This is a genomic window from Fervidobacterium sp. (assembly GCA_026419195.1).
In the GTDB taxonomy this organism is placed as follows: domain Bacteria; phylum Thermotogota; class Thermotogae; order Thermotogales; family Fervidobacteriaceae; genus Fervidobacterium.
Map to the genome: position 1 here is coordinate 57,436 of JANZZV010000009.1, position 24,247 is coordinate 81,682.

At 35.2% G+C, this 24,247-nt stretch carries 24 protein-coding genes; 10 read left to right on the top strand and 14 right to left on the bottom strand.

What is annotated here, in order from left to right:
• Window positions 1-15 precede the first annotated feature (15 nt).
• From N2Z58_07720 to N2Z58_07730, 3 genes are read left to right on the top strand one after another with little or no spacing between them, the layout of a single operon-like run.
• A complete protein-coding gene (locus N2Z58_07720; GenBank protein MCX7654544.1) occupies window positions 16-1,890 on the top strand; it encodes a beta-N-acetylhexosaminidase in 1,875 nt (624 codons plus the stop codon).
• 44 nt (window positions 1,891-1,934) lie between these two features.
• Entirely contained in the window at window positions 1,935-3,446 is a 1,512-nt protein-coding gene (locus tag N2Z58_07725; protein ID MCX7654545.1) for an ABC transporter permease subunit, read from the top strand.
• Window positions 3,443-4,894, top strand: a complete 1,452-nt coding sequence (locus N2Z58_07730; protein ID MCX7654546.1) for a phospho-sugar mutase — start codon at window positions 3,443-3,445, stop codon at window positions 4,892-4,894. The genes N2Z58_07725 and N2Z58_07730 overlap by 4 nt, the downstream gene beginning before the upstream one ends.
• A 196-nt stretch (window positions 4,895-5,090) precedes the next feature.
• Here the strand turns inward: N2Z58_07730 and N2Z58_07735 are convergent, their stop codons facing one another.
• The gene (locus N2Z58_07735; protein ID MCX7654547.1) at window positions 5,091-5,966 is read right to left on the bottom strand and encodes a PhzF family phenazine biosynthesis protein; all 876 of its coding nucleotides are present in this window, start codon (window positions 5,964-5,966) and stop codon (window positions 5,091-5,093) included.
• Between the two features lie 156 nt (window positions 5,967-6,122).
• Here N2Z58_07735 and N2Z58_07740 point away from each other — a divergent pair, with 156 nt between their 5' ends.
• The gene (locus N2Z58_07740; protein ID MCX7654548.1) at window positions 6,123-6,920 is read left to right on the top strand and encodes a metallophosphatase family protein; all 798 of its coding nucleotides are present in this window, start codon (window positions 6,123-6,125) and stop codon (window positions 6,918-6,920) included.
• Here N2Z58_07740 and N2Z58_07745 read toward each other — a convergent pair.
• From N2Z58_07745 to N2Z58_07755, 3 genes are all read right to left on the bottom strand, one after another.
• Entirely contained in the window at window positions 6,910-7,485 is a 576-nt protein-coding gene (locus tag N2Z58_07745) for an isochorismatase family protein (protein ID MCX7654549.1), read from the bottom strand. The genes N2Z58_07740 and N2Z58_07745 overlap by 11 nt on opposite strands.
• A gap of 12 nt (window positions 7,486-7,497) precedes the next feature.
• Window positions 7,498-7,809 (bottom strand): hypothetical protein, encoded by a 312-nt coding sequence (locus N2Z58_07750; protein MCX7654550.1) that lies wholly within the window; start codon window positions 7,807-7,809, stop codon window positions 7,498-7,500.
• A gap of 485 nt (window positions 7,810-8,294) precedes the next feature.
• On the bottom strand, window positions 8,295-9,530 hold the full coding sequence (locus tag N2Z58_07755) for a DUF1576 domain-containing protein (GenBank protein MCX7654551.1): 1,236 nt from the start codon (window positions 9,528-9,530) through the stop codon (window positions 8,295-8,297).
• A gap of 383 nt (window positions 9,531-9,913) precedes the next feature.
• Here N2Z58_07755 and N2Z58_07760 point away from each other — a divergent pair, with 383 nt between their 5' ends.
• Window positions 9,914-11,461: a hypothetical protein gene (locus N2Z58_07760; protein MCX7654552.1), complete on the top strand. Its 1,548-nt coding sequence runs from the start codon at window positions 9,914-9,916 to the stop codon at window positions 11,459-11,461.
• A gap of 81 nt (window positions 11,462-11,542) precedes the next feature.
• Here N2Z58_07760 and N2Z58_07765 read toward each other — a convergent pair whose 3' ends face one another.
• The 7 genes from N2Z58_07765 to N2Z58_07795 all read right to left on the bottom strand — a co-directional run bounded on the left by N2Z58_07765 (window position 11,543) and on the right by N2Z58_07795 (window position 19,137).
• Window positions 11,543-12,250: a queuosine precursor transporter gene (locus N2Z58_07765; protein ID MCX7654553.1), complete on the bottom strand. Its 708-nt coding sequence runs from the start codon at window positions 12,248-12,250 to the stop codon at window positions 11,543-11,545.
• Between the two features lie 47 nt (window positions 12,251-12,297).
• Window positions 12,298-12,630, bottom strand: coding sequence for an STAS domain-containing protein (locus tag N2Z58_07770; protein ID MCX7654554.1), 333 nt, complete (start codon window positions 12,628-12,630; stop codon window positions 12,298-12,300).
• A gap of 22 nt (window positions 12,631-12,652) precedes the next feature.
• On the bottom strand, window positions 12,653-14,002 hold the full coding sequence (locus tag N2Z58_07775; GenBank protein ID MCX7654555.1) for an SLC13 family permease: 1,350 nt from the start codon (window positions 14,000-14,002) through the stop codon (window positions 12,653-12,655).
• A 31-nt stretch (window positions 14,003-14,033) separates the two neighbouring features.
• Entirely contained in the window at window positions 14,034-14,981 is a 948-nt protein-coding gene (locus tag N2Z58_07780; protein ID MCX7654556.1) for a SufD family Fe-S cluster assembly protein, read from the bottom strand.
• 1 nt (window position 14,982) lies between these two features.
• The gene (locus N2Z58_07785; GenBank protein ID MCX7654557.1) at window positions 14,983-15,714 is read right to left on the bottom strand and encodes an ATP-binding cassette domain-containing protein; all 732 of its coding nucleotides are present in this window, start codon (window positions 15,712-15,714) and stop codon (window positions 14,983-14,985) included.
• Window positions 15,715-15,729: 15 nt separating this feature from the next.
• On the bottom strand, window positions 15,730-16,461 hold the full coding sequence (locus N2Z58_07790; protein ID MCX7654558.1) for a 2-phosphosulfolactate phosphatase: 732 nt from the start codon (window positions 16,459-16,461) through the stop codon (window positions 15,730-15,732).
• 99 nt (window positions 16,462-16,560) lie between these two features.
• A complete protein-coding gene (locus N2Z58_07795) occupies window positions 16,561-19,137 on the bottom strand; it encodes an EAL domain-containing protein (protein ID MCX7654559.1) in 2,577 nt (858 codons plus the stop codon).
• A 145-nt stretch (window positions 19,138-19,282) separates the two neighbouring features.
• Here N2Z58_07795 and N2Z58_07800 point away from each other — a divergent pair, with 145 nt between their 5' ends.
• Genes N2Z58_07800 through N2Z58_07810 form a run of 3 tightly spaced genes read left to right on the top strand, consistent with a single transcriptional unit; the run spans window position 19,283 to window position 21,581 of the window.
• Complete coding sequence (locus tag N2Z58_07800) at window positions 19,283-20,410, top strand: NADP-dependent malic enzyme (GenBank protein ID MCX7654560.1); 1,128 nt, start codon at window positions 19,283-19,285, stop codon at window positions 20,408-20,410.
• Between the two features lie 26 nt (window positions 20,411-20,436).
• A complete protein-coding gene (locus N2Z58_07805) occupies window positions 20,437-20,856 on the top strand; it encodes a hypothetical protein (GenBank protein MCX7654561.1) in 420 nt (139 codons plus the stop codon).
• A 44-nt stretch (window positions 20,857-20,900) separates the two neighbouring features.
• On the top strand, window positions 20,901-21,581 hold the full coding sequence (locus N2Z58_07810) for a DUF554 domain-containing protein (protein MCX7654562.1): 681 nt from the start codon (window positions 20,901-20,903) through the stop codon (window positions 21,579-21,581).
• Between the two features lie 46 nt (window positions 21,582-21,627).
• On the opposite strand, the gene N2Z58_07815 is transcribed toward N2Z58_07810, so the two are convergent.
• Genes N2Z58_07815 through N2Z58_07825 form a run of 3 tightly spaced genes read right to left on the bottom strand, consistent with a single transcriptional unit; the run spans window position 21,628 to window position 22,968 of the window.
• On the bottom strand, window positions 21,628-21,984 hold the full coding sequence (locus N2Z58_07815) for a class II SORL domain-containing protein (GenBank protein ID MCX7654563.1): 357 nt from the start codon (window positions 21,982-21,984) through the stop codon (window positions 21,628-21,630).
• Window positions 21,985-21,995: 11 nt separating this feature from the next.
• On the bottom strand, window positions 21,996-22,499 hold the full coding sequence (locus tag N2Z58_07820; protein MCX7654564.1) for a rubrerythrin family protein: 504 nt from the start codon (window positions 22,497-22,499) through the stop codon (window positions 21,996-21,998).
• A gap of 55 nt (window positions 22,500-22,554) precedes the next feature.
• Window positions 22,555-22,968 carry a transcriptional repressor gene (locus N2Z58_07825; GenBank protein MCX7654565.1) on the bottom strand — a complete coding sequence of 138 codons (414 nt, stop codon included), beginning with the start codon at window positions 22,966-22,968 and terminating at the stop codon, window positions 22,555-22,557.
• Window positions 22,969-23,140: 172 nt separating this feature from the next.
• On the opposite strand from N2Z58_07825, the gene N2Z58_07830 reads away from it, so the two are divergent.
• Window positions 23,141-23,857 carry a serine acetyltransferase gene (locus N2Z58_07830; protein MCX7654566.1) on the top strand — a complete coding sequence of 239 codons (717 nt, stop codon included), beginning with the start codon at window positions 23,141-23,143 and terminating at the stop codon, window positions 23,855-23,857.
• 2 nt (window positions 23,858-23,859) lie between these two features.
• On the top strand, window positions 23,860-24,247 hold a 388-nt coding region (locus N2Z58_07835), incomplete at its 3' end, for a pyridoxal-phosphate dependent enzyme (protein MCX7654567.1).

Sequence of the window (24,247 nt, forward strand, 5' to 3'; positions counted from 1 at the left end):
CAAGGGGGGAATCTTATGTTACAGGAAGATATTGAAATTAGATTAATACCTTATCCAAAAAAACTGATACGCAAGGAAGGATTTCTCAAAGTTGAGAGCGATGGAATAATTTTCTTTGATGAGGTCGAATCAAAGAATTTAGCAATTCTACTTAGAGAAGTACTATCAACGTATGGCGGAAATTATACCATCCGCTCTTCCAACAAAAAACTCAACACATTTCACATAATCCTTAAAATAAATTCAGATATTGTTTCACATGCTCAAGGTTATAAGATCTTGATTGATGATTCTGTAACTATGGTTGGAAATGACAAAGCGGGACTTTTTTACGCAGTTCAAACATTTAAGCAACTCTTAAGATTATTTGGATTTAATCTCCCAAAGCTTGTAATTGAGGATTATCCGGATTTCGTAAACAGAGGTATCATGATTGACATAAGCCGTGATCGAATACCAAAAATCGAGACTTTCGAGTACATAATAGAAAAATTATCTGAAATGAAAATAAATCAGTTACAACTGTATTTTGAACACACATTTGCCTACACAAACCACAAAGAGGTTTGGGAAGGGTATTCACCATTAACACACGACGAAGTAATTTATCTTGATAAATACTGCAAAGAGAGATTTATAGAGCTTGTACCTAATCAAAATACATTTGGGCATATGAGCAAGTGGCTCGTGCATAGAAAATATCGAGCTCTTGCTGAAGCACCAGATGGATACGTAACACCATGGGGTACGAAATATGAATATCCATTCTCGCTTTCACCAGCAGTACATGGATCTATAAAACTTGTTGAAGAGCTTCTTGATGAACTACTACCATTATTTGAAAGCAACCAAGTAAATATAGGGTGTGATGAGACATTTGACCTTGGTGTTGGTAAGTCTAAGGAAATTTGTGAAAAGCAAGGAAAAGCGAAAGTGTACTTTGATTTTTTGATGAAGATATACAAAATAGCAAAAAAGTACAAGAAGAGTGTGATGTTTTGGGGTGATATAATCGAAAATCATCCAGAATTTATACCCCTGCTTCCAAAAGATATGATACCTATGGTATGGGGATATGAATATAACCATCCATTTGATAAAAAATGTGAATTGTACTACAACAGTGGACTTTCTTTTTATGTTTGCCCAGGCACGTCCACATGGAATACTTTCATAGGACGAAGCGATAATGCAGTCAAAAATATAAAAAGCGCAGTTTTAAATGGCAAGGAGTTTGGCGCAATTGGTGTACTTACAACAGATTGGGGTGACAATGGGCACGTCCAACATCTCCCATTATCTTGGATAGGTTATTCTTACAGTGCTCACTTAAGTTGGAATACAACTGATCTGGATATCCAAGAATTACTTGATGCTATAGATAAGCACATATTTGAGTCTAAGAATATAGACTTCTCTCTTTCTAAGATGATCTACGAGCTTGGCACAGTGTATAGCAAACTGCCGTATACACCCAATGGTACACCGTTTTTTTACGCCTTTATTTATCCTGAAAGTGCTATCAAAAATTGGGATGCAGAAATGTTAAAACAACTAGAGGATGTGTCAGATAGGATCGATGAAATCAAAGAAAAACTGGCTTCTTGTACTGAGGAAAAGATATTATCCATCTGCGAACAAGTGATTAACAATATTTCCTTTGCACAGATTGGTTTAGCATTAATAAAGTTGATTTTAAAATATGAGGATATATGGAAGATACCAGAAAGTGAATGGAATAAACTGGTAGAGGAGTTTTATAAGACAATTGATGAATACAAAAACATTTGGAACAAGTACAACAGATCAGGTGGACTTGAGGAGAGTATATTCAAACTTTCAAGATTTTTAAGAGTTCGACAAGCAGATTTGCGGGGGTTGATTTTCTGAAAATTGCAAGAAAGACTAAAATTATTTTTTTCCAACTTGTACCCGTGGTTTATATAACAATCTCACTTGTAATACCATTTGCATTAAGCTTGAAACTCTCGCAGGGTTTAAGTTGGAACGCTATTACAGATAATATAAGTAAAATCAGATTCACCATTTTTCAAGCATTCTTATCTGCGATCTTTACAGCAATTTTGGGCTTACCTGGTGCTTATTTAGTGGGTAGAACAAAACTAAACAGCCTCGTACGAAAGATTTTTCGTGTGATCTCAAGCATACCATTCGTCTTACCTGGTATAACAATGGCGATAGGTTTCTTTCTTACATTTGGTAAATCGGGTATTTATTCAAAAATTTTAGGCACTTTTGGAATCAACATCCAAATTCTATACACCTTTACTGCTATAATTCTCGGACATGTGTTTTATAACTTTCCTTTATTTATCAGAATTGTTGGTGAAGCATGGGAAAACATAGATGGCTTCGTAATTGAAGCTGCAAAACTGGATGGTGCGGGGAAGTGGAAAACGTTTCTAAAAGTTGAATTGCCACTATTAATTCCATCAATTTTGAGGGCATTTTTCTTAACCTATATATACACGTTTACAAGTTTTTCGGTGGTTCTTATACTCGGCGGTATAAAATACTCTACAATAGAGGTTGCAATCTATATGTACTCAAGAATAACATTTGACTTCAAATCAGCCTCCACACTGATGCTTTTTCAGCTTTTATTTATATCTTTGATAGGATATTTTGTGTCTGTTAAACGAGAAGTCCACGAGAAAAACTTTCATACGCATTTGGAAAAGTTTCCTAAATGGGGATATGTGTTATTTGGCCTTTACATACTTTTAATATTTGTGCCTCTTTTTTATTCGGCAATTTCTGGATTTCTGGACTATTATGGAAGATTTTCATTAACTAATTTTCGTATATTTTTCTCGGAAAGCTTAGAATATCTCGTTGGTACAACCGTTAAAGAAATGATTTTTTACACGGTCTTGATTTCTACTGTTTCATCCATTATAAGTATTTTAATAAGTACAATAGGTGGATATTACTCATCAAGGGGAAAAAGATTCAATTACATACTTCTTATCCCCGCGGCAATGTCATCTGTGACTATAGCATTTCCTTATGTACTAATCAATATCCCGGTTTTGTTGAAAATAGTTTTCACTCATTCTCTGATTGTACTCCCAATAACATTTGGGATCATAGAAACAGGATGGAGGAGTATACCAAACAACATAATAGAGGCAGCAAAAGTTGATGGTGCAGGTGACATTCTGACATTTTTAAAGATAGCTTTACCGCTTCTAAAGAATTTTATCTTTACGGCATTTGTATATTCAGTTACAATCTCTGTTGGTGAAACATCAGGTACACTTACATTAGTCGAACCACCTATTATGACCTTTTCGACCGTGGTTTTCAGATTAATGAATTCAAGAAACACAGAAGTTGCAATGGTATTGAACACATTCTACTTTATCTTTGTTGTCTCTTTGTTCATAATGGTTGAATTTTCAAGGAGGGAGGAAGTCTTATGATTCTTTTTGGAACAGGTGGGATAAGAGGTATAATGAGGGAAGGAGAATTCGATGAAAAAACGGTTGCCGTAGCATCAAAAGGTGTTGCTAATTACATGAAAATGAAAAACCTTAAAAGCGTACTCATCGCCTATGATACAAGAAACAATTCGGAAAAATTTGCCAAATTATCTGCCTGTGTATTTTCTGGAGAAGGTTTGGAAGCTTATCTCTTTCAAGAACCTGTACCAACACCTGTTCTTTCGTATGGTGTTAGGAAATTAGGGATGGATATCGGAGTAGTTATAACCGCAAGTCATAATCCTCCGGAATACAACGGTTACAAAGTTTACACCTCAAATGGTGTTCAAGCAGTACCTGAGGTTACAGATGTACTTACTGAACTTGTGAAGAAAGCTTGGGAAGAACCTATATCTGCCGTGGAAAAGTATAGTTATATCTCTGAAGACCTTCTCAACGAATATGTAGACGAATGTGCTAAATTAATAAATGGCAGCCTCGAAGGTCTTAAAGTAATTTATTCACCCTTACATGGGACGGGTTCAAAGTTTGTACCAAAATTACTTAGAGCACTCGGTGCAGAAGTTGTTGAAGTTTCAGAACAGATGGACCACAATGGAAATTTCCCAACCGCAAAAACCCCGAATCCGGAAGATGACAGAGCACTTGTACTGCTTAGAGAATATATGGAAAGATACAAAGTAGATCTTGGGATTGCGACAGATCCAGACGCAGATAGAGTTGGTGTAATTTACAAAGATGTCAGGTTAACTGGTAATCAAGTAGGTGTACTTCTAAGTGATGCTTTAATTAAGGAATACAAAACTTCTGGGAAAAGTTCTGGAATGTTAATCAAAACCATCGTGAGCACAAACATGGTTGTTCCAATATGCATGGAGCATAACGTACAATTATTTGAAGTGCCAACTGGATTTAAATTTATAGGTGATTTAGCTGAAAAAAGAAAAGACCTTGATTTTATACTTGGTTTTGAAGAAAGTTGTGGTTACTTGACAGGTAATTTAGCAAGGGACAAGGATGCTGTATTGTCATGCGGGCTCATATCAAAGGTTGCAAAACAGCACGATTTACTCGAACAGTTAAATAAATTGTACGAAAAATACGGATATTACCTGGAGAAACTACTGAACTTTGAATTTGGAAGCGTGCGCAAATCATATGAGGTTTATGAAAAATTGAAGAAATTGAATTCAAAAGATGTGATAAACGTTATAGATTATTCTGAAGGTTACGGTGGAATTATACCAAATGAAACTCTGAGATTCGATTTCCAAAACGGCACGATTTTTGTTAGGCCCTCCGGTACAGAACCAAAGATGAAAGCGTATGTTATGGTCAAAGCTGACACTTTAGAAAGAGCAAAAGAAGATGTTGAAAAACTTGCCAATAAAATGAAAGACATAGTCAGAAGTCTCGAAAATGAATAAAAAGCAAAAATTGCCGGGAACATGGATCCCGGCAATTGTTTAGTCTTTTAATGATTAAGAACAGAAATCAATTGGTTTACCAACTCTAATTTAAAATTAGACTACTTTGCCTTATTTTAGTTCGTTAGTCTACTGAGGAAAGATCAAATTTGTAAATTAAATATTTCTTGCTCAAGAACCGCAAGATCTTGAAAAATTATTCCAAGCTAATGCTACCTTCGATGAATATCTTTGCGCTCCCACCAACGTAAGATTTGTAAATTCCATCCTTAAAGTGTATTTTTACAAATATATCTGAAATTCTTCCCATGGACTCTCCTTGTATTATCTTGTAAATCTTTTCAGCTTCTATAACACCGTGTTTAAACAAATAATAAGCCAATGCTCCGTTTGCTGTACCTGTGGCAGACTCTTCTTCGATTCCATACAAAGGTGCAAAATCTCTACAGTTTGCTAATGCTTTTTGTTCGTCGAGAGTAAAGATATGGAAGCTAACTAGTTTGTTTATCCTGCAGAAATCGGATATCAGTTCATAATCAGGGTTTAAAGAAAAAAGTATTTGCTTGGAAACAACCGGAACAATTAAATCCCAAAGACCTGTTGTAACGACCTTCGGCTTTAGGTTATAACTCTTATCTCCTATATCATTAACAGAAATTCCAAGTGCTTGGGCTATGAATTCATAATCGTTTTCATCTAAATTATCCATACTTGGCTCTGCCTGTTCCATCATGACGTATGATTCGGTTACCTCAATCTCTAAGGTACCAGCCCTTGAATGCATTCTGTAAACCTTTCCAGGAACCAGATATCCCTTATCTCGAAGTACTGTAAATGTAGCTACAGTAGCGTGTCCGCATAGGTCTATTTCTGACAATGGCGTAAAAAACAACACTACAAATTCATCGTCTGACCTTTTTCTGACAAAAGCTGTCTCGGAAAATCTTAGTTCCTTAGCTATAGTCTGCATAACTTCTTTCGAAATAGAATGCTCCGAATTAATAATCACTACACCAGCAGGGTTTCCATAAAACAGCCTGTCAGTAAAAGCATCAACTATATAAATCTCCACAAAGCTCACCACCCATAATACGCATTTTCGTGCAACTAAATTATTTAAAGTACCATATCAAAATTTTACCACATCAAGTTGTACTTAGGCAAAACTTAATATTTTTTAAAAAAACTATGGTAAAATAGAAAAAAACAGAACTCAGGAGGCATAAGTATGAGAAGAGTCGCTTTTATATCAGACATTCATGCAAATATAGAAGCTCTTGAATCGGTGTTAGATGACATACGTTCAAAGGGAGTAGATGAAATTTACTGTCTTGGTGACCTTGTTGGCTATGGACCAGATCCAAATGAAGTGATAGAAATGATAAGAAATAATGGAATAAAGACCGTCATGGGGAATTATGATGATGCCGTTGGATATGAAAAAGACAACTGTGGTTGTTCTTACAATCCTGGTAGAGAGACAGAAATTGGTGACGAATCCCTGTCTTGGACAATAAAAAATACAACAGCTGAGAATAAGGAGTTCCTCAGATCGCTTCCAAAAAGACTGTCTATCGGAATAGAAGGGGTAAAGATACTTCTAGTTCATGGAAGTCCTTTGAACTACTTACTTGAATACGTCAAACCAACAACGTCTGCTGAAAGACTGAGGATTCTTGTGAAGGATATTCAAGAAGATATAATTGTTAATGGACATACTCATTTAATGATGGCAAAACACATTCTTGGTAAGACGATCCTTAATCCTGGTAGTGTTGGAAGGACAAAAGACGGGGTTCCGGGAGCCACCTACTTAATCTTGACTATCGATTCATGTGTATTTTCTTATCAATTTGTACACGTGAAATATAATGTGAAATCCGTAATTGAAAAAATAATTTCTGTAGGGCTTCCTGTAGAACTTGCAACTGTTCTTGCACTTGGTGAAACTTTTGAGATGGGAAAGTCAAAAAAAGAACTTAAGGAAACTTCGGAGAGATTTAAAGATATAAAATTTAGTATTTAAGGAAAGTTTTTATGATTTCTTCAGAAGTGGTAATCACCGCGAAACCATGGGCAAGGTTTTTTAAAGAAGAATAATGGTACCATTCATCTTTGTCCCAGAGACAATCTTCGATCATCACGATATCGTAACCGCGAACAAAACCGCTTCTTGCCGTTGTTTCACAACATAGATGAGTCATTACACCAGTTATCAACAACTGATCTATGGATAATGAAGATAAAATGTTTTCAAGGTCAGTATTATAGAAAGCATCATAAGTATTTTTCTTCAAAATGTAATCCACGCTGCTTTGGTTAATCATCAATTCTGTCCAGATTTTATCCACAGTGTTATTCCACCATTTAAACATTTGTGAATTACCACCCTCGTGAATGGTGGCTATAATAGGAATCTTAACTTTTCTCAAAGCGTTAACTAACCTTTCTATGTTCAAAAGTACTCGCTCGCTACCACTTATATAAGCTGGGGAGTGTTTTTGGAAAAAATAATTTTGTACGTCTACAATTAAAAGTGCAGGATTTGAAATCGAGAGTGGGTGTCTTTCCCGTTCCTTATAAAACATAATATACCTTCCTTTTTATTTTCGCACAAAAAGTTCTATCTTCAGATTTCCATCGCTTGTATCGAAATCTATTTTGCTTAGATACGGGGCAATTGAGTAAATACCTTGTAAATTTCCTATTTGTTCACCGAGAGCACCGTAGTACTTTAACTCCGGATGGTCTTTGATTTTTCTTATTAAGGAAAGATCCCTAAGTATTTCATCATTTACCGACATGTTAGCCTCTATGAGTATATGAAAATCCTTCTCAAGTGACACTATCTCCGAGGAAATAATATGTGCGTTCTTTCTAAGTAAATAGTAAACTATTTCGTTTAGCGTTATCACTATCAATTTTTCAATTTCCATATCTGTTATCTAGTCATCTAAACTGTACATGTTTAGATGGCTGGGGTATTTCTTACCGCCTTTCAAGTTGTCCCTCCCCCAGCTGGCGGTATTTGGGACAACTATACCTTAGCATTAATAAACCTTTCATGTTTTTCTAATATCTATTTCGAATCTAACTTTGTAGTGTCAATCTTGCAAATCAACATATTCCTTTAACTTTCAATGATTTTTAAGATATTCTTCCTGCTTTTTTGTGGACATGTATTATGAGATAACTTGTGCTTTTCTTCAAGCATATCCAACAACTTATGTATATCTTCTTTTTTTCCTTTGGAGTTATCAATCTTTTTTCTGAAACTATTAGTTCAGTTTTGTCAGTGTTGTATGTTTCTTCAATTTCCTGCACTCAAAAACGTAGATAACCACCCAATAAAAATTATACAATTTTTCATTGTTACTTTCAACTTTATGAAGTTCTTGCATCATTGCTTTTTTAGCCTTTCTTTAAACCCCTCGCTTAGTTTTTTGGATGCATCAATTATAGGTTGAAGAAATATCGCAATAAATCCACCAGAAAAACCGTTGTTGTAAAGGTTCATTCCTAAATGCAGAAAGCTGAGATTAGTAACAAGAGCGCTGTGTAAAAATCCTGCGAGCATTCCCCAAACAACTCCAAATTCACCAGCTATAGGTGCCAACGTAGTACCAAACAACACAGCTAAAACCATTGAAGCACTGTTTATCGGCTGAGAATTTGTTATTGCACCTATTAAAACCCCCGCAAAGACTGGTAAAATATTTTTTGGATGCTTACCAAGTGCACCAAAACCAGCCAATGTCATTATCCCACCTATTGTTGGTCCATTCAAGGGTGCGCCAATTGAGAGTACATAGACTGTTCCAAGAACACCTAAGATTCCAATGTTTATAAAACTAAGTGCCTCGTTTTCAAGAAGTACAAAATCCGTTAGTAGTTTTCCTGAGTAGTTTAGTAACCTTGTGTAACCTTTCATTTTCCAGCTATTCAATTTCAAACCATACAACATTGTACCAATGAAAATTGTAAATATAAAGATAGATAATAACAATTGGCTTCCCTCATACCAAAAATAACGTGGTTCTGGCTGCAGATTATAGGCTTTCAATATTGCACCGAGAAACATCCCAAGAAATCCTGCCGTAAAACCCACATTGTACAAATTGTATCCCCTGTGAAGTGTTAAACAAAAACTTGCTAAAGGAGGTAATAGAAAGCCTATAAGCAGAACAAATAGTAACCCTGTCATGTTAAAACCATTGTTTAAAATTAAATGTGTACTTATAGGTGCAAGTGCTGTTCCAAAAAAAGCTACATACAAGTAAGTTCTCATGTTTTCTTTGACAAGCCATGTATACAGAAAGACACCTGCTACAATAGGCCAAACGTTGAAGATGTTTTTTCCAAATAGAGCAAATCCTCCTATTGTCATAATAGATGCAATAGAAACACCTGATGGATTTATTGATAAAATTTTCAATATGAAGGTAAAAAACAACATCAAGAGCCCGCTGTTGAAGAAAGCTCCACCCACACCTGCTATCTCCATATAATCGGTTATCAAATAGTCTGGAGATACAATTATTATTTTCATTTGCTCAAATAAATTAAAATTTCCAGTTATAAACCCAAATATAATAAACGTAAGCGAGATCGAATACAGAAATCTAAAAATTAACATACACAACTCCCCCAAATTTAATTTTTGTTACCTGAAAATCTCAATCTTATTATATCTACATCTTTTAAAAAAACAAAATTCAATTTTGTATAAAAATCCGCATCAAGTTTCCTATTAGAAATTGTATTCCAACTATATACTAAGTTCTGTGAAATTTTATGTCCTCATACTTAGTCTTGCCAGAGAAGTTTTTTGCATGTATAAAAACTTACAAAAAATAACAAAAGAAAGAGAATGGATAAGTTTTCCCGTTAGAATGAGATAGGAGAAACATTTCAGCAAACATTTGTAATTTGGTCTTAGTATCATATTCTTGATAAAATGAATTAAATTCTTATCGGTAACGTTACCAATCACGAATGAAATTGAAAGGAGGCAGAACTATGAGAAATTTGATAAGGTTAGTGAATTTTATGTTGTTATTTTGCTTTATATGGATAACTTTATCATGCTCACAACTCAAGCAAGAAGAAGTTTATAAAAGAGTAGAAGAGAGCTTTGCTGATTCGGTAAATATTGATTTTAGCAAAGACTTAGATATGACAACTCACTCATCTACACTGCCAGAATATGATGTTTCAGCTGTTTTTTCCTTTACATTTCCAAAACCAATCCAAGCTTCTTCTTTAGTGAGTAATGTTAAATTGATAAGAGAAGATAATAATAGCCCAGAAGAGATAAGTATATACCTTTCGACTGATAGGAAGAAAGTGTATGTGAAACCAGTTTTTAGATTTGTACGGGGAAATGGTGAAGTTCTTATGAAAGGATTGAAACCAGGATTGAATTACAAGATTGTTTTTTCTCCATTTTTAAAGTTTGAGGACAACAGTATTTCAGGTGTGGAAAAGATATTTAGATTTAAGAGTAAAAGTTTAGATTACGGAATTTATTGGTTTTCTTCTGATGGGACAGTAGAAAAGTTTGTTTCAGGAAGAACTAATCCTTATTTTAACCCATCTAAGCCATCGGTTATATATATACATGGCTGGCAGAAAGATACTACAATAAAAGATTATTTCAGAGAAAACCCGTATTTTTTAATCACCAAAACTATCAAAAATGTTAACACTTCACAATTTTGGATAAGTAAAAATTACAACGTCGGTGTCTTTTATTGGAATCAATTTGCTGATGAAAGCGAAGTTAAAGACGCAGAAGCGAAGATTTGGAGTTACTCAGGTTTCAAAAGGATGCGTTATCGTTTAAACGATGGAAGCTATCTTAGCTTTGGCGAACCAAAATCGGTTAGTGACTTAGCTTTCGAATGTTTTGTTGAGAACTTTAAAAATTATTCGGGCAGCGAAATAAGGCTTGTTGGGCATTCATTAGGCAACCAACTTGCGACAGTTTTAGCTTGGAAAATCCACAAAGGCATAGAGCGTGGTATTCTGTCACCTAATGTTATGCCAAAAAGATTAGTGTTGCTCGATCCATTTTGGAGCAAAGGTGAAAAGAGCTATATTGGTAACCGATGGACTGGTGAAGTTGCACGGTGGTACGTACGCGAGTTAATCACTTTAAGGGCAATAGCTGTAGAGATGTATAAAAGTAGCATGATTGGTGGTTTGTTAGTTGGGGATGAGAATGAAGAGATGAAGGGTATGGTTGCGTTTTATCGTTTGTGGGCAGATTTTATACCGACAAATGATCAAGCAGAACAACACACTTACGCTGTTGCATGGTACTTTTGGTCTATGGAAGGTATGATAAATGGTGATAACTACAAATTTGGTGCTGCGGTTGACAATGATACTGTTAAGAAAATGATGAATTGGAATTGGACGGAAAATAAACCAATCGAAGAGAATTTTAGAAAGATGTGGTATACAGAAGGTCAGGGAAATAAAACTCCTACACCATTAGATGATTATTTTAAACAAAAAAGCGGTGTTAGTACTTGGGAGAACAGGGATAATGACGAAAAATAATTTCGACAACCGTTTTATAAAAATAAAACTCCGAGCTATCAATTTGCTCGGAGTTTTTGATTTATCAAAACTTTCTCGAATTTACATCGAAGTGTCTAAGAGTCTGTTTTTATTTTGTGTTTCACCATCTTGCTTGACAAAGTTAACACCGAGGTAAACAATCCATGTATCTATATAATCTAAGAAAAATTCAAATACTGTTGTTGTGAAAAATATATGAAGATACGTTTTCAGATCTACTAAACCAAAAAAAGCCATCGTGACAAAAATCAAATTATCCGCAATTTGTCCAAGCTTAGTTGCCAAATTGTTTCTCATCCAAAGTTTTGTTTTTTTCTTTAGTACGTCATGAATCCAAACGGCTAAGTACCCTGAAACAATGAAAGCGATCCAACTTGCAATTGCGATTCTTGGAGTTATGGAAAAAACTTGTGAAAGGTAACGTTGAGAAAAGTCATTTTGTGAAGGGATATAACTTGTGTAAACCAAGCCAAGCATGATAAACAAAAATTGTGCAAAGAAGCCTATCCATACAGCCTTTCTCCCTTCAGATTGACCATACACTTCTGTCAGAATAGAATATATTACAAATGCCATCCCCATACTCATATTTGCCGCAGTAACTTCCATTCCAAATAAATTAAATAATTTAGCTACTCCAAGATTCGAGGCAATTATAAGAGTCGACAGAACAACGTATGCTCCCTCCTTCTTCATGAAACGCAACGCAAGTAACACAGCTATACCGGACAAAAGATATTCCAATGCAAGAACAAACATGTTGAACATATATCTACCTCCTAAATGATTTTTCGATAGTAAAATTTTTAATAGTTTTATATAAGATCTTTGATATCGTTTAGACTTTCGTAGGTTTTAATAAAGCTGCTTACCCTTGTCATTTCAAGAACTCTTCTTACATTTGCCTTAGGTGCCAGCATACTTAACTCTCCTCCTAACAATGAAACACGTCTGTGCAGGTTTATTAGTATCCCTATCGTGTGACTGTTTATACCTTTTAACTCGGATATATCCAATAATGTTTTGTTATAACCAGTTTTCAAGAATTTATTTGTTATCCATTCTTTCAACTCTACAGGGTTTCCTTCGTTAAGCTCATCTGTTAGCTTTATTATAATGAATTCTCCATGATATGTATATTCGTACATTTTACTACCTTCTCAAATAAAATCATCCACTTTTTACCAAATAAATTGCAAGACTCGAGGTTAGCAAAGTAAGCATGGAAGTCACAAATGTTTCACGCATAAACTTCTTGTTATCCATTTGTATACCGTAGAATCTCAATATTCGAGCCCACATTATACCTGCAAGTGCACCAATTAGAGTTATATTTCCCCCTATGTTTGAACCAAGAACGAGTCCCATAGCGTAGTTCAAAGGTTTTCCCCACAAGGCTTGTGCAAAAAAAATTGTCATCGGTTGGTTTATCATGATATTTGCTGAAAAAGCAGTTACGTAAGATGTAAAAATAGTACCAAGAAGCTCTTTTTCAAATTCGAAGAATCTGCCAACGAATTTAGTGACGCCAAAGAGCGTAAATATATGAACAAAGACGAAGAACGTCACAACCATTGGCAGCATTTTCCAAGGTACTCTTTTTATAGTGTCAACAAAAAAAGTTGCGTTGAAATCATAATTTCCCACTTCGATTACAAATTCATCTCTATTGGACATAACATCGGAAAAGGCAGAGTTAATCAAGATATAGATCGTTGAAAACAATAAGATAGATTTCCAAAGTTCAAAATTTATCAAGTCACCAACTGCTATGGTTATGAAAAATATGATGAACAACCCAGATGAGAGTACGGCATATTTTTTATCTTTTATAATTTGCCCCTCTTCAGGTTCAAATCTTACAATCAACTTGTTTGGTAAATTCTTCTTGTATTTTAGGTAGAGGGTAGTCGTAGATGTCAAAATAGCAACTAATGTTGGGAAAAACATAAGTTTCGCGTACTGTCCAAAACCAAGAGAGTAAGCTTGGGCAACAATAACATTAGTTGGGTTCCCTATGTAAAAGAACATACTCCAAGTATTCGATGTAAAAAAGATCGCTATCAAATATGGCAAAGGATCGATACCAGCGTATCGACTGATATATATTACTATAGGTGTTAGCGTGAGCGTTACGATGTCGTTCGAAGTAAAGATCGTCATTAAACCAGCTAAAGTCACTAAACTAAGGAATAATCTTTTGCCGTTGTCTGTGGATACTGCAAATTTATAGGCAATCAGCTTTAATACCCCAGATGCATCCAAAGAACCACAAATGTAGGCAGAACCAAAGAAGATTATTAATATCTGCCAAGGTACAATATTCATCTGTGGCATTATTGCAGATTTTATCGTTGTTAAAGATGCTATTCCAGAAGCTACCAGAAGTCCTAAGACACCTAAGGAAACTCTTGCGTAATCAAGTACTATCTTTCTATTTCTTATAACAACTTCTGGTTCTTTTATAACAAGGTAAACCGTGGTAAAAAAGAGATGAATTGTTATGATCGTTGCTATCATTTATCAATCCACCCTGTTAATAAACATTATCCTACAACAAAAGTCCTTTGATTATCAATTCAGTTGCTTCTTCGTCTGTTAACCCTTTTGCCATCAGTGTTTCAAGCTGCTTTTGGCTAACTCTTCCTATCGAAGCTTCGTGTGTAAGTTCAGCAAGATCATTTGAGATCTTTAAAACAGGGGTGGTTGAAACTATTACCTTTTCTCCTTTCGTAATTTCTTCACAAGATATGTGTGCTCTTGAATAAGGGGCATTGCCGTATGCTTCGTTGAGAACGTTTACTTTGGATTCGTCAAGTCCAACAACAACTGTTTTCGCAAGTCCCCTTGCGCGTTCGCCATTAAGGTGGATTATCTCATTTATGTTAACAGAATCATCTTTTGATGCCTTAACTTTTGAAACAAGCTCACCAACAGCTCCTTCTCTTAGCTCAAGGTTCATAACGATGTTCATTTTTCCAACGCGTGTTTTTGTAAGATGGAAAGTGTTCTTGTAAACGCCGTTTTTTTCGACAACAGCGTTAGTAATTGTCTTAAGTGAGATTGTTCCAAGCTCACTATGATAATGTTCGTCGTTGTACTCCATAATAGCTCCTTCTTCGACAACGACATTTGATGTAGCATCATGCGTAAATTCTTCGGCCTGCGGAAAAACGCAATGTGCTGTGAATTTCACCTTCGCTCCTTTCTTAATACGTATGTTGAATATGATTCTTTGATATCCCTTTTTCTCTATGTAGCCAGTACATACGTGTATAGGAAAAGGTACTTCTACACCTTCTGTTATCTCCATATTTACTTCAACACCATGTTCTATTTGTTTATGATTCAAATTAACACCGGGTACATTGTTTAAGCCAATTACCCTATCTCCACTGATTATTATAGAAGCTATCCTTTTATCCATGAATTTTGAAGCATCTGTACCCAATTTTTCAGCGGTCTTAACTATTGTTTCAAACTCTTTTCGCACGTCCATACTATTTCAACTCCCCCGGTGTAGGAATATTCGGATGTGTACACACTTCACAAGAGTTTCTGAAGGCTTTAATTACGCCATCTATCTTCCCGTGAAGCAATATACTACCTGAGCATATTAGGTATCCATAATCAGTATTATATGCCATTTCCTCCCTATGAGTTATGATAATGGGGGTACCGCCGTATTGTGCTATGTAGTTTACAACATCGTTTATAATATCGAGACTCATCAGATCTATGCCAGAATCAGGTTCATCGAGAACAGCGTATTTTGGCTTTATGAGGATAATAGATGCAAGCTCTATTCTTTTTCGTTCACCACCACTCAAGGTTTTATCGACGAATCTTTTCATATAGATATTTGGTTGAAGTCCTACAAATTCAAGTGCCTCCATTAGCTCCGATTTTTGTAACGGAAGTTTACCACCAAGTGTTAGGTAATTCTCGACAGTCATTCCATCAAACCGTGCAGGTTCTTGCCACATTAAAGTGATACCAAGTTTAGCACGTTCAGTGATGGTAAGGTTTGTAATATCCTTTCCATCAAGTATTACTTTTCCGAAAGTTGGTTTGTACCCATCAAGTCCCATTATGATATACCCTATGGTGCTCTTACCTGCACCGTTTGTGCCTATAACTGCATATCGATAACCAGGTAGAAATTTCATTGTTATATCTTTTAATATCTGCTTTTCCTGAGTTTTGTAAGAAACGTTGTTAATCTCAAGCATAAAATTCACCTCGTGCTAAACAATTTTCTTCAAGTAGAATAAATCTCCTGACTTAAACAATTTTACTACACTGTCAAACAAATCTATGCGTTGACAAAACTCGATATCTTTTTCAAAACCTAATTCAACAAGTTTTCTCGAATGCGTCCCAGTGAAATCGGTTTTCCCAATAGCTTTCCAAACACTGTAAGCGATCTTGGAGCCATCACTTAATTCGTAACTTTTTCTTTCTACTAACTTTTCAATTATCTTCCCAGCTAACTGAGTATCTTCGTAAGACGCATATCCTTCGTTACCTGCGCACACTATCCCAAGTTTATCGTATTTCAACAAATAGTTAACTGTGGAAGATAAATTTAGAAATGCACCAACATAAATGTTTTCAGAAAATTCTTGGACCTTCAACAAAGCTTTTGTCCCATTGGTTGTTGTAAATATTATATCTTTACCATCTACAACCTCTTTTCGAAATTCTAAAGGTGAATTGCCCAAATCAAAATTTGCTGGTTTATTACTGTTCCGTTCACCACACAGGAGAATGTTCCCACACTTATTAAATTGGTCCCTAAATAAAACAGCTTCTTCAACTTCGTAAAAAGGAATTATTCTTACACAACCATTTGATATAGCAGTTACCATTGTAGAAGTAGCCCTCAGCACATCTATTACAATTATGCCATCAAATGAAATTTTCTTATCTAATTTTTCAATTTCCCCATAAGTAAAAAACGTTTCAATAAATTTCAATATCTCACCTTCTCAACAGGAGATATTCTCATTACTTTTTACAGGTAAGATTATACATCGGAAAATGGTGTGATTATTTATAACAGGGAGGATAATTGATTAATTTTGCGTTAATCTTTTGATAAATTCATCTATTGGAACAGGCTTTCCAAACAGATAACCTTGGAATAGCCTGTAACCTATCATGGAGAGTATTTCCAGCTGTTTTTCGTTCTCTACACCCTCAGGAATGGCCTCCAATTGAAATGCTTTTGTAATGTTATAGATTGCTTCGAGCAATTTTATCGACTTTTTGTCCTCTGGCAATTTGAAGACAAAGGATCTGTCAACTTTTATCTTTCTTAGTGGTAATAGTGTAAGATAGGACAACGAAGAATATCCTATCCCAAAATCATCGATACACAATTCAAAACCATACGAAAGCAATCTATCTATATTTGCTTTAACAACCTCACTCATATCGATGAGTATATTTTCTGTTATCTCTAATACAATTTTTGAAGGCTTTACTCCATAAGCCTTTGTTATTTCTATGAATCTATCCGCCATTTTTTGATCCCTAAGTTGGATAGGACTAATGTTTACATCAATGAATGACAACTTATTTTGAGCTTTTTCCAAGACTTCACAAACTTGCCTTAGAATTTCCTCGCCTACAGGAATTATCATACCGTTTTCTTCTATTATCTGGATGAATTCGTAGGGTGGAAGAATCGTACCATCTTTCTTAATCCATCTCATTAGCGCCTCTGCACCTGATATCCGACCGGAATAATTACAAATTGGCTGGAGAAAAACCTTCAGCTCACCATTATAAAATGCTTCTCTAAGTGCTCTCTCCTTTACAGCCCTTTCTTGTAATTCGTTATCGATCAGTATACTGTAAAAAGTAATTTTGTCCCTTGAATTTTTAGCCCTGTTCAATGCAAGGTTGGCTTTTCTTAATGCTTCTTCTGATGTGTCAAGAACACTGAATATATGTACACCAACAGAAAACCTTACCTCTATCGTTTCACCATCTATATGGTATGGTTTTGAAATTTCTGACAGTATTTTGTTAACCACATTTTGCACAACATCTCTCGCAGCTTGATAGCTTTTACCTGCTTTCTCAAGAAGTATCCAAAATTCGTCTGCGTAAGGTCTAGAGATTGTATCTCCTTCTCTAAGAGCTGATCTGAGTCTTTGTGAAATAGCCTTAAGCACTCCATCGCCAAATTGATGTCCCTTGAGAATGTTAATTTGACTGAAATTCGATATGTCTATGAAAATTAATCCATGGTAATCATTTATTGATGAAAATTCACTAATACTGCTCAGTTTTCTGAGAAAGTAATTTCGTGTGTATAAGCCAGTTAATATGTCTCTCTGGAGTGTGTTCCTTGCTATATTCATCGCTTCTCTCTCTGAAGAAATATCTGTATAGAAGGCGTAAATCAAATATTCACCACTGTTATCAGAGCCAAGAACTAAATTACTAATCTTCGCAACGGTTATTCTCACATCAATTTCTTTATTGTCCTTTGTTTTGCGAACAGTTTCAACCCTTAAAGTGTTTTGCGATGAAACCAACTCTCTCAGCTTTGGAGGTTCGTCTTTAAGGTTCTCGGGAACTATTAAATCGTCTATTTTCTTACTAAGAATTTCGTTTTTTGAATATCCAAACATTTTGGAAAACTGCGTGTTACAATTTATTATCGTGCCGTCTTTTTTTAGTATTACAACTCCATCCGGGACATTTTCGAAAAGTGAATCAAACAATATCGTAAATTCTTCGAGGTGTTTTCTTGAGATCAACTCAGAAGTTACATCTTTCAATATCAATAATTTCGTCCCGTTGACAACTTGAAGATTAACGTAAAAATATCTGCCGTTGAGTTCAGTTACTTCACCAGCTCGAGATATAACTTCTTCAACTCCCTGGTGCTTTTTACCAATGAGCTGATTTTGATCGACGTTTAAAACTTTCGCAGCAGAATTGTTCAAATTTATTATATGGTTATCTTCGTCAAGCACTACTATAGCATTCTCAGAAGTTTGAAAATTTGACAACAAAGCATCATGTATGCTTATTTTCCAGAACTGTCGTACAAGAAGTAGCTCAGTGGTCAGTACGGTTAAAGAAATAGAAAATACCATAAGTGTGTAATTATAGTCAGAGTAAAATGAAATTGCTGCTAATGTTACTCCAATTAGAAAAACAGTTGCGATCTTAACTTTAGTTGATATACTGATCGTTCGAGCTTTTGCAATACCCCAATACATTATAATCAAAATGATTACAAAGATAGCGTAATAAAACAAAATCGCTACTCCTATGGTTGGTCTTAAATTGCCCTTGTACAAATCACTCACTCTTGTACCAGCCCAAAACAAGTTGTGAAATTTATTAGTAAGTGCTAAAATAAGATATATTGTAGAAACAGTGTAAAAGAAGCCTATTAACTTTTTACTCAGGTTCAAAGACAAAAACTCGTTAAAAAAAGATAAAAGAAATACAGGAAAAAACAAAAGTATACAATCTTGGATTTTTTCATACACCATCAGATACGCTTCATGCTTCAAAAATTCAAAAATTGATAGCAAGGTTGCCAGTGATGATAGATAAACTATCATTCTTGAAATCTTTTGAATATTTCTATCAAAAAGATAAAATAAAGAAAGTACCGAAATCACTATAGCTGCGAGAGATATGATCTTGTTAATATTTTCACCTCACTTTAAATTTTACGAATAATGCATTTTGAAAAAATTATACCACAACTCAAGTTGAAACGTTCATCATTTTCAGATAAAATAGGAACAAAATGGAGGGGAAGGTATGGATTCGATAGAATTGCATCGTATGTTGGAAGGCAAATATAGAATTTCACCCACTATTGAAGTTACGGACGAAAATCTAAAATTTCTTTATACACCAGGAGTGGCCGAAGTAGCGAAGATATGTGCTGAAGACAATCTAAATACTTTTATTTACACAAGAAGAAAAAAAGCCATCGCAGTAATCAGTGATGGTAGTGCTGTGCTTGGACTTGGAAATATAGGACCATATGGTGCATTACCTGTAATGGAAGGAAAGGCTATACTATTTAAACAATTTGGTGATTTGGAAGCATTTCCAATATGCTTATCTACACAGGATACAAATAAGATAGTAGAAATTGTTATGGCACTTGAACCATCTTTTGGTGGGATAAACCTTGAAGATATATCCGCTCCAAGATGTTTTGAAATATTGAACAAATTAGATGAAAAAATGAACATTCCTGTTTTCCACGATGATCAACAAGGAACGGCAGTAGTTGTAGTTGCTGGGTTAATAAACGCACTCAAATTGGCTCAAAAGAGAATAGATGAGGTTAAGATAGTTGTAAATGGTATAGGGGCTGCTGGGTATAGTATTGTTAAACTACTCTTAGAGTTTGGAGCAAGACATATTGTACCTTGTGATATCAATGGTATAATAAACGAAGATAACGCTCTTCATAAGTATCACAAAGAGATAGCTCAAATACTTGGGACTAAACAGACGACAGGGGATTTAAAAGAAGCAATCAAAGATGCTGACGTGTTCATAGGTGTTTCAAAGGGAAATTTATTAACTGGTGAAGACGTAAAAGCAATGAACAAACGACCAATTATTTTTGCTCTTGCAAATCCAATTCCTGAGATACTTCCTGACATAGCTTATGAAAATGGCGCATTTATAGTTGCAACTGGGCGTTCGGATTTTCCAAATCAAGTGAATAATCTTATAGCTTTTCCTGGTATAATGAAGGCAGCGGTTGAAAAACAAAAAAAGATTACAAAAGCTGTTCTTATAAGAGCAGCCGAAATAATTTCATATGTCATTGAGCCAGAAAGGAATTGTATACTACCAAAAGCTACAGATAGACGCGTTCATGATGAATTATATTATGGTCTAAAAGAATATTTTGAAAACTATTAAGAAAAATTAAAATGGAGGTGAGTGGTATGTTAAATCAAAGTCTAAAAGTGTTTATTTTGCTCGTCTTCATTTCTGGGTTTTTCTTCAATCCAGCATTTTCTAATAATAGTTCAAGAAGTTATTTGTATGTCTCATTTACAACAGATAACTTTGTTGGTGTTGAATTCAGGGCATATTTCGACAATTACAGTCACTTGTTTGCAAATATTGGGGTTAACTATGTAAAAGGAGGAGTAAGGTTTTCTTCAAAAAGCACTTCTGGACTTTACATTTCACCGGTGGCTTATGTTGATTATAAGAGTGGAACATACTTTGGTCTATTCGCTGGATGGTCGACAACGATATCCAATTTAAATAACCTACAATTTTTTGTTGAAGGTGGTGCAACAAAGATTCCACAAAAGCCAGAAAGTATCGTAATACTTGGAATTGTTCTGAGGTTCTGAAAAATTTTGTGACATTAAACTTGAAAAATTTGGAGGATTTAGAAGTGGGTAGACTGATTCCAGCATTGGTGAACTCCCTTGCTGTTTTCGTAGGTAGCCTGATTGGAATGTTTTTTAAAAAAGGAATTTCAGAAAAATACAGAAAAATACTATTTTTTGCTGTTGGGTTGTCAACACTTGGTATTGGGATAAAGATGACTTTAAATGTAAACAGCTTCTTAATAGTTTTGTTTTCTATGGCAGTTGGTGGATTTACTGGAGAAATGCTAAACATAGAAGGAAAGCTCAAGGGTATTGGAGATAGGATAAAAGAAGGGGAGTTCTCGACTGGATTTGTAACATCTTCACTCTTATTTTTGGTTGGTCCAATGACAATTGTTGGTTCTATAACAGCCGGTTTAAGAAACGATGGGACAATAATCTACACAAAATCCTTGTTAGATTTTGTATCATCAATAGTACTTGCCTCCACATACGGTGTAGGAGTTCTCATTTCAGCACTTAGCGTCTTGTTTGTACAAGGAAGTATTACTTTACTTGCAAATGCACTGACATTTTTAACATCTCCTGAGTATATTAATGACCTTGTAGCTGTTGGTGGATTAATGGTGATAGGTATAGGTCTAAGAATATTGGAGATAAAAGACACAAAAGTAGGTAATTTTTTACCAGCGCTTATTATACAACCTATTTTAGTCGCATTAAGTATGTTTTTAAAAAAATAAACCAAAACCGCCTCTTCTTAGAGGCGGTTTTTGACTTTGTCTTAGATTATTCTTCTACTTTTATCTCCTTTGCACCTTCCCACAAACCGTGGATGTTACAATAGGAAAGTGCTATTAATTTTGAGTTTTTCTCAAGTTTTATTTTAGTTTTTACAAATGGTTCTTCCAAAGTTGGTGAAAACTCATATCTACCTATTCTTAAGATATATGGAGCTCCCTCTGGCATCGCGTAAAGTTCAATCCATGCTATGTAGTGTTCTACAAGATTTGGATGCGGAATTTCTTTCCCTACACATACCGCGACCTCAAACCATTCTCCTTTTTTAACAACGTCCGGTGCTTCTATTACTGGAACATGTTTTTCACCTTTGAAATCCCCACTCTTAATGTACTCACCGAGCATTTTTATCCCCCCTAAAATTCTACAAAGGCCGATTTTGGTGCTCCACAAACAGGACACTTATCCGGTGCAACATTTTCAGCTGTGTAGCCACAAACAGGGCAAATGTAAATCTTTTCTGCGTCGTAGTCTTTTCCTTCGTTAACTAAATTAAGAGCTTTCTTGTACATTTCTGCGTGAATCTTCTCTGCTTCAAGCGCATAATGTGTAGTAATCTGTGCTTCCTTTTCACCTTGGAACTTGGCTGTTTCATTGTAAACCGGATACATTTCCTGGATTTCAAAAGTCTCCCCTGCAATACAAGATTGAATATTATCAGTTGTGTCTCCAAGTTTCTTCAATGCTTTGAAGTGATTCTTAGCGTGCACAAACTCTGCGTAAGCAATAGCTTTAAAAACATTTGCAAGATTCTTTAATCCCTTCTTTTCCGCTTCTTCAGAAAATATAAGATACTTCATATGTGCCATCGACTCTCCCGCAAAAGCATCTTCCAAAAACTTTTTGGTCATATCACGCATACATACAACACCTCCCCTAAGAAGTGGATTTAAAAGCAATGATTTGTAAGTAATCTTATCTTTTATTCAAACACTTAGAACATACACCAACTAAAGTAAGTTGAACATGGTGAACTTCGTGATTATCAACCGATTTGACCTCTGGTAAAGCAACATCAAGCTCAACATCGTAGACTGTCTTGCAATTTGTACAATAAAAGTGATGGTGGTTTTTTCTTATAAAGTCGTATCTCACAGCATCCGGAGTGATTATAACAGAAATTATACCAGCCTCTGCAAGAGCCTTAAGAGTATTGTAAACGGTCGCCCTTGATAAAACAGCTAACTTCTCTTCTTTCTTGAAATGCTCATAAATCTCATCAGCTGTTGGATGCTCATAACTCTCAAGTAAATACTCTAAAATCTCCACCCTGTGAACGGTTGGTTTAATACCTCTTTCTCTCAGCAGTTCCTTAACGTTTAGACTCACCATGAAACCTCCCTCTGTACGATTTATATAGTGTTTGACTTTATCTAAATTTATTATATCACAAGCCTTGGAAAATGTGCAATAGGAATTGTTAAATTATTGACAAACATGACAAATATGATATAATTTAGGTGAAACTAATTAATAAAGAGGTGAATAAGATGGGGTGCGGTTGCCTTGGCTGAGCATTTTACTGAATGCAAAGAAACAAAGTGTAAAACATTCGTTTTCTTGTTATCAAGCAAAATCTAAGAACAGAGACATTAGTATTATAAGACTTTTCAAAGAAATTTCAAGAATCCAGAAGGCTCTTAAAGCAGATAGAGAAGCGTTAAAAAAATTAGATCCATCTTTTGAATCTTCTTATCAACTTCTTTTTCATGCTGGATACAGATCTTTAAGATTGTACAGAATTGCTCACGCTTTTTACATTTCCAACTTTAAATTTTTTGCCTACCTTATATATCATTTGAATCGCGTTATCTATTCTTGTGATATACATCCAGCTGCTGAGATTGAACCAGGTGTTGTAATTGATCACGGAGTTGGTGTTGTTATTGGTTCCACAGCGGTTGTTGGTAGTGGTAGCGTAATTTATCATGGAGTAACATTGGGAGCAAAGCATATAACAAAAGGTAAAAGACATCCAACTGTTGGAAAAAACGTAATCATAGGAGCGGGGGCAAAGTTATTGGGACCTATTAATATAGGTGATTACGCCAGAATAGGCGCAAACGCTGTTGTACTATCTGACATCCCTCCCAAAACTACAGTTGTAGGAATTCCCGCAAGAGTAGTTAGATTTCATAGCGAATATAGCGATCCAAAAAAGGATGATTTACTTTGTAGATTCAAAAGACAATTTGTATTAAACTCAGGTGGTAGTTAGTTATGGCGAGCAACTTGAATAGTTTATTAGAAAAATTATCTGATGTATACATAGGAAACACTCCGTTAGTTTTTCTTAAAAAGTACGGTGTTTATGCTAAATTTGAGCGAACAAACCCCATGGGGAGTGTGAAAGACAGACCTGTATATTTTATGCTAAAGGATGCAATTATAAAAGGTCAAATAAATGAAGATACTATGCTTGTTGAACCAACAAGCGGAAATACCGGAATCGCACTTGCCTATTTTGGAGCAAAACTTGGGTTGAAAGTATTGATAGTAATGCCTAAAAGTGTATCTGTTGAGAGAAGACAAATCTTACAATCCTTAGGTGCTGAAGTAATTCTAGTTGAAAACATGAGTTTAGCAATTCTGAAGGTAAGGGAAATAG

Excerpts from the sequence above, each read along its gene's own strand:
- N2Z58_07720 (MCX7654544.1), top strand. The coding sequence starts at position 16 with ATGTTACAGGAAGATATTGAAATTAGATTAATACCTTATCCAAAAAAA.
- N2Z58_07730 (MCX7654546.1), top strand. The coding sequence starts at position 3,443 with ATGATTCTTTTTGGAACAGGTGGGATAAGAGGTATAATGAGGGAAGGA.
- N2Z58_07740 (MCX7654548.1), top strand. The coding sequence starts at position 6,123 with ATGAGAAGAGTCGCTTTTATATCAGACATTCATGCAAATATAGAAGCT.
- N2Z58_07755 (MCX7654551.1), bottom strand. The coding sequence starts at position 9,530 with ATGTTAATTTTTAGATTTCTGTATTCGATCTCGCTTACGTTTATTATA.
- N2Z58_07760 (MCX7654552.1), top strand. The coding sequence starts at position 9,914 with ATGAGAAATTTGATAAGGTTAGTGAATTTTATGTTGTTATTTTGCTTT.
- N2Z58_07765 (MCX7654553.1), bottom strand. The coding sequence starts at position 12,250 with ATGTTCAACATGTTTGTTCTTGCATTGGAATATCTTTTGTCCGGTATA.
- N2Z58_07770 (MCX7654554.1), bottom strand. The coding sequence starts at position 12,630 with ATGTACGAATATACATATCATGGAGAATTCATTATAATAAAGCTAACA.
- N2Z58_07775 (MCX7654555.1), bottom strand. The coding sequence starts at position 14,002 with ATGATAGCAACGATCATAACAATTCATCTCTTTTTTACCACGGTTTAC.
- N2Z58_07780 (MCX7654556.1), bottom strand. The coding sequence starts at position 14,981 with ATGGACGTGCGAAAAGAGTTTGAAACAATAGTTAAGACCGCTGAAAAA.
- N2Z58_07785 (MCX7654557.1), bottom strand. The coding sequence starts at position 15,714 with ATGCTTGAGATTAACAACGTTTCTTACAAAACTCAGGAAAAGCAGATA.
- N2Z58_07800 (MCX7654560.1), top strand. The coding sequence starts at position 19,283 with ATGGATTCGATAGAATTGCATCGTATGTTGGAAGGCAAATATAGAATT.
- N2Z58_07805 (MCX7654561.1), top strand. The coding sequence starts at position 20,437 with ATGTTAAATCAAAGTCTAAAAGTGTTTATTTTGCTCGTCTTCATTTCT.
- N2Z58_07815 (MCX7654563.1), bottom strand. The coding sequence starts at position 21,984 with ATGCTCGGTGAGTACATTAAGAGTGGGGATTTCAAAGGTGAAAAACAT.
- N2Z58_07820 (MCX7654564.1), bottom strand. The coding sequence starts at position 22,499 with ATGCGTGATATGACCAAAAAGTTTTTGGAAGATGCTTTTGCGGGAGAG.